General features: G+C 58.5%; 14 protein-coding genes. 3 read left to right on the top strand and 11 right to left on the bottom strand.

Going from position 1 to position 12,216, the window contains the following annotated elements:
- Nucleotides 1-83: 83 nt before the first annotated feature.
- From ccoP to ccoN, 4 genes are read right to left on the bottom strand one after another with little or no spacing between them, the layout of a single operon-like run.
- On the bottom strand, nucleotides 84-1,037 hold the full coding sequence (ccoP, locus tag PSH79_RS09415) for a cytochrome-c oxidase, cbb3-type subunit III (protein ID WP_305442314.1): 954 nt from the start codon (nucleotides 1,035-1,037) through the stop codon (nucleotides 84-86).
- On the bottom strand, nucleotides 1,034-1,231 hold the full coding sequence (locus tag PSH79_RS09420) for a CcoQ/FixQ family Cbb3-type cytochrome c oxidase assembly chaperone (protein WP_305442315.1): 198 nt from the start codon (nucleotides 1,229-1,231) through the stop codon (nucleotides 1,034-1,036). Before PSH79_RS09420 ends, ccoP begins: the two co-directional genes overlap by 4 nt.
- Before the next feature lie 3 nt (nucleotides 1,232-1,234).
- Nucleotides 1,235-1,843 carry a cytochrome-c oxidase, cbb3-type subunit II gene (ccoO, locus tag PSH79_RS09425; RefSeq protein WP_003223389.1) on the bottom strand — a complete coding sequence of 203 codons (609 nt, stop codon included), beginning with the start codon at nucleotides 1,841-1,843 and terminating at the stop codon, nucleotides 1,235-1,237.
- Nucleotides 1,844-1,853: 10 nt separating this feature from the next.
- The gene (gene ccoN / locus PSH79_RS09430) at nucleotides 1,854-3,278 is read right to left on the bottom strand and encodes a cytochrome-c oxidase, cbb3-type subunit I (RefSeq protein ID WP_034152830.1); all 1,425 of its coding nucleotides are present in this window, start codon (nucleotides 3,276-3,278) and stop codon (nucleotides 1,854-1,856) included.
- A 95-nt stretch (nucleotides 3,279-3,373) separates the two neighbouring features.
- Here ccoN and PSH79_RS09435 point away from each other — a divergent pair, with 95 nt between their 5' ends.
- On the top strand, nucleotides 3,374-4,051 hold the full coding sequence (locus PSH79_RS09435) for an alpha/beta family hydrolase (protein WP_305442316.1): 678 nt from the start codon (nucleotides 3,374-3,376) through the stop codon (nucleotides 4,049-4,051).
- 468 nt (nucleotides 4,052-4,519) lie between these two features.
- Here the strand turns inward: PSH79_RS09435 and PSH79_RS09440 are convergent, their stop codons facing one another.
- The gene (locus PSH79_RS09440; RefSeq protein ID WP_305442318.1) at nucleotides 4,520-5,041 is read right to left on the bottom strand and encodes a hypothetical protein; all 522 of its coding nucleotides are present in this window, start codon (nucleotides 5,039-5,041) and stop codon (nucleotides 4,520-4,522) included.
- 676 nt (nucleotides 5,042-5,717) lie between these two features.
- Here PSH79_RS09440 and PSH79_RS09445 point away from each other — a divergent pair.
- Nucleotides 5,718-6,083: a hypothetical protein gene (locus tag PSH79_RS09445; protein WP_305442319.1), complete on the top strand. Its 366-nt coding sequence runs from the start codon at nucleotides 5,718-5,720 to the stop codon at nucleotides 6,081-6,083.
- A gap of 292 nt (nucleotides 6,084-6,375) precedes the next feature.
- Here PSH79_RS09445 and PSH79_RS09450 read toward each other — a convergent pair whose 3' ends face one another.
- From PSH79_RS09450 to inhA, 5 genes are all read right to left on the bottom strand, one after another.
- Nucleotides 6,376-6,795 carry a type II toxin-antitoxin system YafO family toxin gene (locus tag PSH79_RS09450; RefSeq protein ID WP_305442320.1) on the bottom strand — a complete coding sequence of 140 codons (420 nt, stop codon included), beginning with the start codon at nucleotides 6,793-6,795 and terminating at the stop codon, nucleotides 6,376-6,378.
- A gap of 6 nt (nucleotides 6,796-6,801) precedes the next feature.
- Nucleotides 6,802-6,948, bottom strand: coding sequence for a hypothetical protein (locus PSH79_RS09455; protein ID WP_163005103.1), 147 nt, complete (start codon nucleotides 6,946-6,948; stop codon nucleotides 6,802-6,804).
- A 418-nt stretch (nucleotides 6,949-7,366) separates the two neighbouring features.
- A complete protein-coding gene (locus PSH79_RS09460) occupies nucleotides 7,367-8,932 on the bottom strand; it encodes a PAS domain-containing methyl-accepting chemotaxis protein (protein ID WP_305442321.1) in 1,566 nt (521 codons plus the stop codon).
- 102 nt (nucleotides 8,933-9,034) lie between these two features.
- Entirely contained in the window at nucleotides 9,035-9,826 is a 792-nt protein-coding gene (locus tag PSH79_RS09465; RefSeq protein WP_305442322.1) for a CPBP family intramembrane glutamic endopeptidase, read from the bottom strand.
- Nucleotides 9,827-10,056: 230 nt separating this feature from the next.
- Nucleotides 10,057-10,743 (bottom strand): isonitrile hydratase, encoded by a 687-nt coding sequence (gene inhA / locus PSH79_RS09470; protein WP_305442323.1) that lies wholly within the window; start codon nucleotides 10,741-10,743, stop codon nucleotides 10,057-10,059.
- Between the two features lie 89 nt (nucleotides 10,744-10,832).
- Here inhA and PSH79_RS09475 point away from each other — a divergent pair, with 89 nt between their 5' ends.
- Entirely contained in the window at nucleotides 10,833-11,825 is a 993-nt protein-coding gene (locus tag PSH79_RS09475; RefSeq protein WP_305442324.1) for a GlxA family transcriptional regulator, read from the top strand.
- Here the strand turns inward: PSH79_RS09475 and PSH79_RS09480 are convergent.
- The gene (locus tag PSH79_RS09480; protein ID WP_305442325.1) at nucleotides 11,801-12,190 is read right to left on the bottom strand and encodes a hypothetical protein; all 390 of its coding nucleotides are present in this window, start codon (nucleotides 12,188-12,190) and stop codon (nucleotides 11,801-11,803) included. The genes PSH79_RS09475 and PSH79_RS09480 overlap by 25 nt on opposite strands.
- Nucleotides 12,191-12,216: the final 26 nt, after the last annotated feature.

The raw sequence follows: 12,216 nt of genomic DNA on the forward strand, positions 1-12,216 counted from the left end.
GGTGTAAAGGGGTGCGACAATGCGTCGCAAAGGGGCGGGGATCTGCCGCACCGAGAATGGTGCGGCAGATATGTGTGCAATGGTTACTTTTTATTGTCTTCAGTAATAAGCTTTTCTGTATTCAATCCATGGCTAAGGTTGTACACATAGGCGGCCAGCAATTGCACTTTGTCGTTGCCCAGCAGTTCGTTCTGCGCCGGCATGTGGCCTTGGCGACCATGGCGAATGGTTTGTTCAAGTTGGGTCAGGCTGGTGCCGTAGATAAATCCGGCCGGGTGCGTCAGATTCGGCGCGCCCATGGCTTCAGTGCCGTGGCCGGTTGCCCCGTGACAGGCGACGCAGGTGGTGCTGAACGCCTGTTGCCCGGCTTGCAGGTCAGCCTTGCTGTCGGCTGGTAATGGCAGACCGGCCAGTTCGTGACGTACGTAAGCGGCGACGTTCTTCACCCCAGCCTCGCCGAGTACTTCGCCCCAGGCCGGCATCGCTGCCATCCGGCCACCCATGATGGTGGTCTTGATGGTGCCGGCATCGCCGCCCCAGCGCCAGTCGCTGTCAGCCAGGTTAGGGAAACCGAACGCACCCTTGGCGTCCGAGCCGTGGCACACCGAGCAGTTTGACGCGAACAGACGGCCACCCATTTTCAGCGCCTGCGGATCCTTCGCCACTTCCTCCACCGGCATGGCGGCGAACTTGGCGAAGATCGGCCCGAATCTGGCGTCAGCCTTGTTCATCTCCTTTTCCCACTCGTGAACGCCGGTCCAGCCGTCCTCGTAGCCTGGCAGGATGCCTTTCCAGTTACCCAGCCCCGGATACAGGATCAGATAGCCCACGGAAAACACCAGCGTGCCGGCGAACAGCATGAACCACCACTGCGGCAGCGGGTTGTCGTACTCCTCGATGCCGTCGAAGCTGTGGCCCATGGTCTGGTCGACGCTGCCCTTGGTCTCGCCCCGGCGGGTGCCGATCAGCAGCCAGGTCAGGCCGATCAGGCTGCCGATGGTCAGTACGCAGATCCACGTACTCCAGAAGGTGGTCATGGCCGGGTACTCCTTGGTTCAGATGCTGGGGTAGTGTCGGGTTGCGGTTCGTCGGCGAACGGCAGCAGGCGTGCTTCGGCGAATTCCGTACTGCGCTTGCCGTTGAACACCCACAGGGTCAGGCCGATAAAAGCCACGAACACCACGACGGTGCCGAGGCCACGGATCAGGCCAGTGCTCATCTCAATGACCATGGCTCACCTCTTGCTCTTGATCGCAGTGCCAAGCACTTGCAGGTAGGAGACGAGCGCGTCCATTTCAGTCTTGCCCTTGAGGCTGGCCACCGCGCCGCTGATGTCGTCGTCGGTGTAGGGCACGCCGAGGGTGCGCATGGTCTTGAGCTTGGTTTCGGTGTGGCTACTATCGACCGCTTGCGTGACCAGCCATGGATAGGCCGGCATCTTCGATTCCGGTACGACGTTGCGCGGGTTGTACAAGTGCGCGCGGTGCCAGTCATCCGAGTAACGCGCGCCGACTCGGGCCAGGTCCGGACCGGTACGTTTCGAACCCCACAGGAACGGGTGATCCCAGACGCTTTCACCGGCCACCGAGTAGTGCCCGTAGCGTTCGGTTTCGGCGCGGAACGGCCGGATCATCTGCGAGTGACAACCGACGCAGCCTTCGCGGATGTAGATATCGCGACCTTCCAGTTGCAGCGCGGTGTAGGGCTTCATGCCTTCCACCGGTTTGTTGGTGACGTCCTGGAAGAACAGCGGGACGATCTGGGTCAGGCCGCCGATGCTCACCGCGAACACCATCAGCAACATCAGCAAGCCGACGTTCTTTTCAATCGTTTCGTGTTTCATGGCGGACTCCTCAGGCCATCTGCGCGGCGGCAACGACGTCAGCAGGCTGCGAGGCCCGCACGGTGCGCCAGGTGTTGTAAGCCATCAGGAACATGCCGCTGAGGAAGATCGCCCCACCAATCAGCCGCACGACGAAGCCTGGGTGGCTGGCCACCAGGGTTTCGACGAAGGAGTAGGTCAGCGTGCCGTCCTCGTTCACTGCGCGCCACATCAGGCCCTGAGCGATGCCGTTGACCCACATCGACGCGATGTAGAGCACGGTGCCGATGGTCGCGAGCCAGAAGTGCGCGTTGATCAGGCCGACGCTGTGCATCTGCGCTTTGCCGAAGATTTTCGGGATCATGTGGTACAGCGCGCCGATCGAGATCATCGCCACCCAACCGAGGGCGCCGGCGTGTACGTGGCCGATGGTCCAGTCGGTGTAGTGGGAGAGGGCGTTGACAGTCTTGATCGCCATCATCGGACCTTCGAAGGTCGACATGCCGTAGAACGCCAGCGACACCACGAGGAAGCGCAGGATCGGGTCGCTGCGCAACTTATGCCAGGCGCCCGAGAGGGTCATCATGCCGTTGATCATGCCGCCCCAGCTCGGTGCCAGCAGAATCAGCGACATCACCATGCCCAGCGACTGCGCCCAGTCCGGCAGCGCGGTGTAATGCAAGTGGTGCGGGCCGGCCCAGATGTACAGGGTGATCAGCGCCCAGAAGTGCACGATCGACAGGCGATACGAATACACCGGACGTTCGGCCTGCTTTGGCACGAAGTAGTACATCATCCCGAGGAAGCCGGCGGTGAGGAAGAAACCCACGGCGTTGTGGCCGTACCACCATTGCACCATCGCGTCGGTCGCACCGGCATACACCGAGTAGGACTTGGTGAAACTCACCGGCAGCTCAAGGTTGTTGACGATGTGCAGAATCGCCACGGTGATGATGAACGCGCCGAAGAACCAGTTGCCCACATAAATGTGCTTGGTTTTGCGCTGCATGATCGTGCCGAAGAACACGACCGCGTAGGCGACCCAGACGATGGTGATGAGGATGTCGATCGGCCATTCCAGCTCGGCGTATTCCTTGGAACTGGTGTAACCCAGCGGCAGGCTGATCGCTGCCAATAGAATCACCAGTTGCCAGCCCCAGAAGCAGAATGCGGCGATTTTTGGCGCAAACAATTGGGTCTGGCAGGTGCGTTGCACCGAGTAGAACGAGCTGGCGAACAGGGCGCAACCGCCGAACGCGAAGATCACCGCGTTGGTGTGCAGCGGGCGCAGACGGCCGAAACTGGTCCAGGGCAAATTGAAGTTGAGTTCGGGCCAGACCAATTGAGCCGCGAGAAAAACCCCGAGGCCCATGCCGACGATGCCCCACACCACCGTCATAATGGCGAATTGGCGGACCACCTTGTAGTTGTAGGCGGTACTGATAGAAGTGTTCATGGTTCCCCATCCACGGTTCAGCCGAAGTGAGCGCGCGCGAGAAACGCCGCGAATCCTTCGTCTGGAGTTATAGGCAGACTAAAAGCGAGGCAAGCATGGACAAACAGCACAAGGCCAGTATTGACGGGGATCAATGGGCGCAGTGTGTGCTCGATCATGGATGGCTTTGGAACGCCGCGTCGGGCGAGGCTTCGGCGACGTTGATCCTCGCTCACGGTGCTGGTGCTCCGATGGATAGCGAGTGGATGACTGATATGGCTGGGCGCCTTGCCGGGCTTGGGGTGAATGTGTTGCGGTTTGAGTTTCCTTATATGGCGCAGCGGCGCGTTGATGGGGTCAAGCGACCGCCGAATCCTGCGGGGAAACTGCTTGAGTGCTGGCGTGAGGTTTATGGCTTGGTGCGACGTCATGTCACTGGGGCTTTGGCCATTGGTGGTAAGTCCATGGGCGGGCGGATGGCCAGTCTTTTGGCTGACGAATTGGGCGCCGATGCGCTTGTTTGTCTCGGGTATCCGTTTTATGCGGTTGGGAAACCCGAGAAGCCTCGGGTTGAGCATTTGGCTGGGTTGCAGACGCGGACTTTGATTGTGCAGGGGGAGCGGGATGCGCTTGGCAACCGTGAAGCTGTCGAGGCTTACACCTTGTCACCGAGTATTGAGGTGACGTGGCTGGCGGCCGGAGATCATGATTTGAAGCCATTGAAGGTTTCCGGGTTTACCCATGAGCAGCATTTGGCCAGTGCCGCGCAGAAGGTGGCTTCGTTTCTTCGTTGAGGTTTGGGTGTATATCCGTTGGTGCGGGTGTTGCTGATTAGGGTTCCGCCCTTACGGCGGGTCACTTTTTACAAACGCCCTAAAAAGTAACCAAAAACGCTTGCTCCTACGTGCGGCCCGCTCGCTGGGGCTCGGGGTTCCTTCGCTCCGGGATCCATCCGGGCGCATCGCCTCCGGTTTGCTGCGCTGCACCTCCTCTCGATGTGTTTGGCTTCGCCAAACGGTCGCTGCGCTCCCACCCCCGGATGAATCCCGGAACGAGGCCTTCCGACGTCGCCCGTGGATCAAGATCAAAAGCTGCAGCCGAGCTAACGCTCATCCTTTGAGTGGGGCGGCATTCGCCGCGTGCGGGGGAAACTCAATTTTTTGGTGAGCGCTTGCCTGCTGGCGATGGCTTCCCGATGCCCGTCCATTTCTTAAATGAATACATCCAATTCAACTATCGTGAGGGGCTACCAAGTGAAATATCTATTTCCATAGAAGCTCTGCATGCAGTTTGTAGATTTCCTCAGAACTTTCTTTTTGGAGAGATTCATAACCGTAAAGGTTAAGTTTGAATGTCCCGCTAGGAGCCAGTCGAGCTTCCGGTTCCGATCTGAATAAAGCTTTGTAATCACCTAGGGCGATTCCCGTTGTCGGGTCAAGTCGGAGGGCCAACTCCGCACTGTCCGGTGATATAAAAAGACGGCCGTAGGCATTGCCGACTTTGTGGGATTTAAAGAATCTCATGAAGAGCCCATCTTCGAGTGTGAATGTCTGCTCAATGAGATCTCCTGTTTGATAGATGCTAAATAAGTATCCGTGAACATCACCTTCTTCATCTGTTCCGGTCATGCCGAGGAAGTTCCAGGAGCCCGGGCTGCCTAGGTAAGACGTTACGTAAGAACGGGCTGTCGTTGCAGCCGTTGGCTCTCTGTCATAGGTCCAGTTAAATCTATTTTCCTCAATGGATGAGGTGGGAATCTGTATGAAAACATTTTCAGTGGACATGTCGAACTCCTTCTATTGACGAAGATTTGAAATGCTCGATTTCACTTCGAGCATAGAAGTATGTGAGTCGGTTTTCTACTGTCAAAGTTGACAGGTTGTTTTTCTTTTTAAAGTGTGGGTTTGATTCAGTTGTGAACGGTTGAAACCTTCCGCAATGAATTCACTCATTCAACTACAGACTCGGGCTTGCCCGCGATTGCGGCCAGTCAGCCGAGCATTCTGTGCGGCCCAAATGTGGAGCGAGCCTGCTCGCGAAAGCGGTCTGCCAAACAACATCAAAACAACAGGCCAACTTCCCGCTTTTTCTGCCTATAAACGCAATCCTGCGAGCACGTTTAAACTACACAACCCGTTACGCCATCGGGCCTACAACACCTTGCGTCGTTACCTACGCGTACGCCAGAATCCGCCGGCTTACACGGCTATGGAGTGGGCTATATCGTTCCCCAGTCACTGCAAATCAGTGATCGGGTTTGGTAGCCCGTCTGTAATAGCTGTGTGACAACACCCTGTGCTGTCTCTTTGTGGAGGCTCAGTTCAATGGTGGTCATGCGTGGGGCTCACTCGTGAGCGCCGGGTTCCTATTGCAGCCGGTCTACCAACCCGCGTATGGCCACCACCCACTCGTTTGGTAGCGAGAGTGATGGCTCCTTAAACTGCGATAGGAGTTTCATCCATGTTCAAAATCACACCAAACCCACCGCATACCGATCCCGTCCCTCACGATCCCGCGCTTGACCCGCAAAAGGTCAAAGAAGCAACCGACCGCGCCCTCGACTACTACCTCAAGCCCGAAGCCCTGGCGGCCCCGCCAAGCGCGCCCAAGTTTCGCCCCGTCTTTCTCGTCGACCCCACGCTGGATGACGAAATCCTGCTCGTCGAAGCCTGCGAGTCGCTTTCATACGCCCACGCCATGGCAGGTAACATCGCCAACTCAATAGGCGGCCCGGAGCGCAAACCACTGCTGGCGCTGCAACAGGTGATCATGCTCAACGAACTGTTGGCCAATCGGCTATTGGATAAGCTGAAGTTGCCTCAGTAATTTCGCTGGCTGTTATGGCCTCATCGCGAGCAGGCTCGCTCCCACAAGGGATTGTCGTCGGACACAAATCTGTGATCCCACTACGTTCCAAAGTGGGAGCAAGCCCTGCTCGCGAAGGTGGTCTGCCAAGCACTATCAATTTCAGACACGCAATAAAAAACCGGAAGCTTTCGCTACCCGGTTTTGCAGGATCAAAGGATCGCAGCCTGCAACAGTCCTTACAGATCATCGGCATGGACGGTGTGCAGGTAGCGATCTTTCGCTTGTTGCCGGTCTCGATCAGCTCTTTGAGTCACAAATTATCCAGATCGGGAAAGATAATCCTGCCTAATGCCCAGGGTTCAACGATTTCACAATGCACGGTGCGCAAAAATGACCCCCACTCGCTTCGGTTATGGGCATCCGGGCCGGTGATTGTCAGTAGCAAGTACTCATCCCGAAAAGCGTCATAGGCATAAATCAGCCAAAAGTCATTGTCAGCATCATTAACCAATGCTGTCCGGTAATACTGGCGATTGATTTTTGCCCATCGAGCCTGCAGTGCCTGTGTACTGGCAAGGTGGATGTGGTGCATGTCGCTCAGATCGAGTCGTTCATCCCGCCCGAAAAAGGCAGGTAATTCATCGCAGATTTTGTAGTTGTAGAAGTGTGCAGCAAAGTTTTGCCAGTTCTTGATTCGTTCAAAAAGTGCAGAAATTTTGATGGCTGGCATCCAGGCCTACTTTGTAATAGGTAGCCTGCCAGTGATCACAAATTTATCGAACACTTTCTGCCCATCACGCGCGGCTTGCCGAACATCAAGGAATGTCAGTTCTTCACGAACTTCCTTTTTGCTGGGTTTGTCGGTTTTTCGGGTGGTGGCCATCGGAGCCTCCGAAGGATGTGTATTCATGCTGACCAGCTTATGTGAATAAGTTTTGACCGGCAAACAATAGAACCTGGCCTCAACGAGCACCAGTCGGCGCATTCTGGCGCAGTTGTAGGCAGTGTCTGCATTGCTTGAGCGAGATCGTCGTTGGCAGAGAAGGCCTCTTCGCGAGCAGACTCGCTCCTACAAGGGATTGTGGTCGGGCACAAAAGCTGTGATCACCGCAGACCCCATGTAGGAGTGAGCCTGCTCGCGATGGCGGCCTGCCAAATACCATTGATTTCACATAGGCAATAAAAAGCCCGGAAGCTCTCGCCGTCCGGGCTTTGAAGATCAAAAAATCGCAGCCTTCGACAGCTCCTACATTGGAATGCATGTTCCTGTAGGAGCTGTCGAAGGCTGCGATTTTTTGCTGTTAGCGGTTAAACCGCTCCACCAACGAGTACTGCGTATTCGCCGTTTTCGTCAGCTCTTCACTCAGCAACGCTGAGTTATGCGCCTGTTCCGAGGTCTGATCCGCCAGCTCCGAAATATTGCTGATGTTGCGGCTGATTTCTTCAGCCACCGCACTTTGCTCTTCCGTCGCCGCAGCAATCTGCGTGGTCATGTCGGTGATGTTGGCTACCGCTTCGCTGATACCCACCAGCGCCTGATCCGCTTCCAGCACCCGCGCCACGCCTTCTTCCGCCTGGCGATGCCCGGCTTCCATGGTTTGCACGGCACTCGAAGCCGTTTGCTGCAACTTGGCGATCAAGGCGTGAATCTGCCCGGTGGATTCGCTGGTGCGTTGTGCCAATTGACGCACTTCGTCAGCCACCACGGCAAACCCACGGCCCATCTCACCGGCACGGGCCGCTTCGATGGCGGCGTTCAGGGCGAGCAGGTTGGTCTGGTCGGCGATGCCTTTGATCACGTCGACCACGCCGCCGATTTCGTCGCTGTCCTTGGCCAGTTGGGTGACGGTCAGGCCGGTTTCACCCACAACCACCGACAAGCGCTGAATGGCTTCGCGGGTTTCGCCGGCGATGTCGCGTCCGCGACCGGTCAGGCGATTGGCCTCTTGAGTGGCGTCAGCCGTGCGCTGCACGTGGCTGGCGACTTCCTGAGTGGTCGCTGCCATCTGGTTGACGGCGGTGGCGACCTGTTCGGTTTCCACGCGCTGACGTTCCAGACCGGTCGAGCTGCTGTGCGCCAGTCGGTCGGACTGTTTGGCCTGATCGGTCAAGTGTTCGGCGGTGTCCTGCAGACGGGTCAGGCAGGTTTTCAGGCGCGCTTCCTGGCTGAGGATCGACATTTCCAGTCGCGCCTGGGCGCCACGGCTGTCGGTGTACATCTGCGCGATCAATGGGTCGGAGGTGGTCTGCTCGGCCAGACGCAACAGGCGTTTGAGCCCGCGTTGCTGCCATTGCAGGCCCATCAGGCCCAGTGGCACCGACAGACCGGCGGCCAAAGCGAAGCCCCATTGCGAGTTCAGGGTCGCACCGATCACGAAGCTCAACTGGCTGACCAGAATGAACGGCAGCCAGTCTTGCAGCACCGGCAGCCATTTATCGCTGGAAGGGATCGCCGACTTGCCCTGGTTGATGCGTTGGTAGAGCGCTTCGGCACGGCGGATCTGTTCGGCGGTGGGTTTGATCCGCACCGACTCGTAACCGACCATTTGATTGCCTTCAAACACCGGTGTCACGTAGGCGTTCACCCAGTAGTGGTCCCCGGACTTGCAGCGATTCTTGACAATGCCCATCCATGGCAAGCCTTGTTTCAGTGTGCCCCACATGTGCGAAAACACCGCCGCCGGGACGTCGGGGTGACGAACCAGGTTGTGCGGCGCACGGATCAGTTCCTCACGCGAAAACCCGCTGATCTCGACGAAAGCGTCGTTGCAGTAGGTGATCACGCCCTTGGCGTCGGTTGTGGAAATCAACCGCTGCTGAGCCGGGAAAGTGCGTTCGCGTTGTGTGATGGGCTGGTTATTACGCATGGTTTTTCAATCCGCAAGGCTTTGAAAGGTTGTCGGCGGTGTCAGCTTTTTATTGAAATTTTTTTTCAGATTTATGTACGGCGTCGCAAAACCGGCCTTGCTTCAGCCCGCGAGCATCGGATAGGTGAACAAGCCGAAATGCAGCAGGTTCAGCCCGAAGTGCGTGGCGATCGCGGCGCCGAGTCCGCCAAAGCGGTAGGCCAGACCATAGCCGACACCTGCCAGACCCGCCAGCAACACCCACGTCCAGCCCGCACCGATATGGGCCAGGCCGAACAATGAGGAGGCCAACAGCAGGGCAAGATTTTCGCCGTAGGGCAGGTGCTCGAAACGTCGGCTCAGGCCGCCCTGTATATAGCCGCGAAACAGCGCTTCCTCGACCAGCGTCACCAGCAGCAGATTGTTCAGCACCCACAGCCACGCCTGATCCGGCCACTTTGGCGCCCAGGCGATCACGCCCAGCAACAGCGCGCCGCCGAGGGCGAGGAGTGCGCTCAAGGTCAGGGCGAGAGCGCTGGCGTACACCGTCAGGCGCAATGAACGCCGCGCGACAATCCATGGGCAGACCAGCAACAGCCAGAAGCCAACCAGCGGTTTATCAAGATTCAGGTACATCGCGAACGGCACGGCGTTGTCTGTGAAGCGTTGCGGATCAATGGCGCGACCGTTGGCGAAGCCCGGCAGCCAGTGCAGAGCCAGCGCCAAAGCCAGCACGATGAACAGGCCATGGCCGAGAAAACGTGCGACCGGCACCTGTTGCTGGCGCACCGCAAAGCCTGCGAACACCAGCAATCCAACGGAAATCAAAGCCAGCCAGCCGAGGTGGCCGCAGCTTAGCGCCCATCCGTAACCGAGGCTGAGAAGCGCCAGATAGAGCCATGGCAAAGCCTTCATCGAAAGTCCCTGTGCAGAATGTTTGGAGGGGCTTTCTACACGGGTGGGGGCGTGGGGACAAGTGAAGGTGAAGGGGGAAACCGGGGCAGTACACAAACCTATGGTCAACCCCTTTACCTGTGGGAGCTGGCTTGCCAGCGATGAGGCCTGTTCAGCCGACATCTTCATCGACTGGTCCACCGCTATCGCTGGCAAGCCAGCTCCCACAGGGTTTTGTGTTTGCCTGGGAATCAACGCAAGTTGAGTTTCGCTGCCGCGCGCTCGGTGATTTCCGTGCGCAGCTTCAGCGATGGCGCTGCGCGCAATCGTGCTTCATCGACAATCGCACTCGGCGCAGTCTCCGGGCTGCCCGCGTTGAACGGCGGTGCCGGGGCATACTCCAATTGCAACTGGATCAGTTGCGCCGCGTCGGCCCCCACCAACTCTTCCGCCAGCACCAAGGCAAAATCTATCCCCGCTGTGATCCCGCCACCGGTAAACAGATTGCCGTCACGCACCACCCGATCCTTCACCGCAATCGCGCCCAGCGTGGGCAGCAGATCGTGATACGCCCAGTGCGTGGTCGCGCGTTTGCCTTGCAGCAAACCCGCCGCGCCGAGCACCAGCGAACCGGTACACACCGAAGTGACATAACGCGCCTGAGCAGCCTGGCGTTTAATGAAGCTCAGCGTCTGCTCATCTTCCATCAGCGGCCCGACGCCACCCCCACCGGGCACACAGATCACGTCCAGATCCGGACAGTCCTCGAACGTCGTGGTCGGCTTCAGCAGCAGGCCGGTGCTGGCGGTGACCGGCATCAGATCCTTCCAGATCAGGTGCACCTGCACGCCCGGCAGAGAGGCGAGCACGTCGTACGGGCCGGTCAGGTCGAGTTGCTGAACCTGCGGAAACAATAGAAAGCCGATCTGCAGCGTCATCGTTTTTACTCCATTGAAAGGGGTGGACGGCTTCACTGTAGGCGCGTAGGTTCTGGCGCATACGCCAATCACCCCACGAATTACGCCAAATGCCGAAAGCCATTCATGTACTCGCGTTTGCCAACATGCAGATCCTCGACGTCACCGGGCCGTTGCAGGTGTTTGCTTCGGCCAATGACCTCTGTCGTCAACGCGGTTTGCCTTTGCCTTATGCGCCAAGTGTGATCGCCAGCGAGGGCGGGGCGGTGATGTCGTCGGCAGGGTTGGCAGTGCTGGCCGAGCCGCTGCCGTTGGAACCCAGCGATACGCTGATCATCGCGGGCGGCTGGGGCATTTATCCCGCCGCTGAAGATGTGTCACTCGTGGACTGGGTGCGGGAACACGCCGCGAAATGCCGGCGTGTAGCCTCGGTGTGCACCGGGGCATTTTTGCTCGCGGCCAGTGGCTGGCTCGACGGTCGTCGCGTCGTCACCCACTGGACCCGTTGCGAGCAACTGGCGCAGCAGCACCCCAACTTGCAAGTCGAAGCCAATCCGATCTTCATCAACGACGGCCCGGTCTGGACCTCGGCAGGCGTCACCGCCGGCATCGATCTGGCGTTGGCCATGGTCGAGGAAGACCTCGGCCGGGACATCGCGCTGGACGTCGCCCGGCATCTGGTGGTGTTCCTCAAGCGCCCGGGCGGGCAATCACAGTTCAGCGTGACATTATCGCTGCAGAATCAGGGCAATCGTTTCGATGACCTGCATGCGTGGATCGCCGAGAACCTGACATGTGACCTCGGCGTGCCGACCCTGGCCGAACAGGCCGGAATGAGCGAACGCAGTTTCGTCCGCCACTACCGCGCCGATACCGGCCAGACCCCGGCGCGGGCGATTGAGTTGATCCGCGTCGAGACCGCCCGCCGGTTATTGAGCGACACCGGCCTGCCAGTCAAACGGATCGCGGTCAATTGCGGGTTCGGCAGTGAGGAAACTTTGCGGCGCAGCTTTTTGCGCGCCATGGGTGTGACGCCGCAGGCCTATCGCGAGCGGTTTTCGGTCAGTGCTGCTGTACCTCAAGCCTCAGCTTCCGCCACCTGATTGAAATACTTCGTCCGATCCGGGGTGAACGTCACCACCATCTTCGTCCGCGAACAGGTCAGCGAACGCTCTTCACTCAAATCAATATCCAGATCTTCCCCGCGCAAGCCTTGCCATTGGGCGAGGTATTTCAGCGAGCCGTACTTCTCGTTTTTCTTCAGACTGCGGCTGACGCCACCCTTCCAGCCGAGCACCGGCAGTTCACCCGCGAGGCATTGCAGGGCGAGGTCAGGGAAGCGTGTGGCGCGCTGGCGGCCGATTTCCCAGCATTTGATCAGGCCTTTGTCGGCGGCTTCCCACAGTTGGGTGCGGGTCAGGCCGGTGCGCAGGGGAGAGTCGATGGTGCGCTGGACGTGCTGGGACATTCTGGTTCCTTGAATTCGGGTTTTAT

The sequence above is a fragment of the Pseudomonas sp. FP2196 genome (assembly GCF_030687715.1).
Taxonomy (GTDB): domain Bacteria; phylum Pseudomonadota; class Gammaproteobacteria; order Pseudomonadales; family Pseudomonadaceae; genus Aquipseudomonas.

Excerpts from the sequence above, each read along its gene's own strand:
- ccoP (WP_305442314.1), bottom strand. The coding sequence starts at position 1,037 with ATGACCACCTTCTGGAGTACGTGGATCTGCGTACTGACCATCGGCAGC.
- PSH79_RS09420 (WP_305442315.1), bottom strand. The coding sequence starts at position 1,231 with ATGGTCATTGAGATGAGCACTGGCCTGATCCGTGGCCTCGGCACCGTC.
- ccoO (WP_003223389.1), bottom strand. The coding sequence starts at position 1,843 with ATGAAACACGAAACGATTGAAAAGAACGTCGGCTTGCTGATGTTGCTG.
- ccoN (WP_034152830.1), bottom strand. The coding sequence starts at position 3,278 with ATGAACACTTCTATCAGTACCGCCTACAACTACAAGGTGGTCCGCCAA.
- PSH79_RS09435 (WP_305442316.1), top strand. The coding sequence starts at position 3,374 with ATGGACAAACAGCACAAGGCCAGTATTGACGGGGATCAATGGGCGCAG.
- PSH79_RS09440 (WP_305442318.1), bottom strand. The coding sequence starts at position 5,041 with ATGTCCACTGAAAATGTTTTCATACAGATTCCCACCTCATCCATTGAG.
- PSH79_RS09445 (WP_305442319.1), top strand. The coding sequence starts at position 5,718 with ATGTTCAAAATCACACCAAACCCACCGCATACCGATCCCGTCCCTCAC.
- PSH79_RS09450 (WP_305442320.1), bottom strand. The coding sequence starts at position 6,795 with ATGCCAGCCATCAAAATTTCTGCACTTTTTGAACGAATCAAGAACTGG.
- PSH79_RS09455 (WP_163005103.1), bottom strand. The coding sequence starts at position 6,948 with ATGGCCACCACCCGAAAAACCGACAAACCCAGCAAAAAGGAAGTTCGT.
- PSH79_RS09460 (WP_305442321.1), bottom strand. The coding sequence starts at position 8,932 with ATGCGTAATAACCAGCCCATCACACAACGCGAACGCACTTTCCCGGCT.
- PSH79_RS09465 (WP_305442322.1), bottom strand. The coding sequence starts at position 9,826 with ATGAAGGCTTTGCCATGGCTCTATCTGGCGCTTCTCAGCCTCGGTTAC.
- inhA (WP_305442323.1), bottom strand. The coding sequence starts at position 10,743 with ATGACGCTGCAGATCGGCTTTCTATTGTTTCCGCAGGTTCAGCAACTC.
- PSH79_RS09475 (WP_305442324.1), top strand. The coding sequence starts at position 10,833 with ATGCCGAAAGCCATTCATGTACTCGCGTTTGCCAACATGCAGATCCTC.
- PSH79_RS09480 (WP_305442325.1), bottom strand. The coding sequence starts at position 12,190 with ATGTCCCAGCACGTCCAGCGCACCATCGACTCTCCCCTGCGCACCGGC.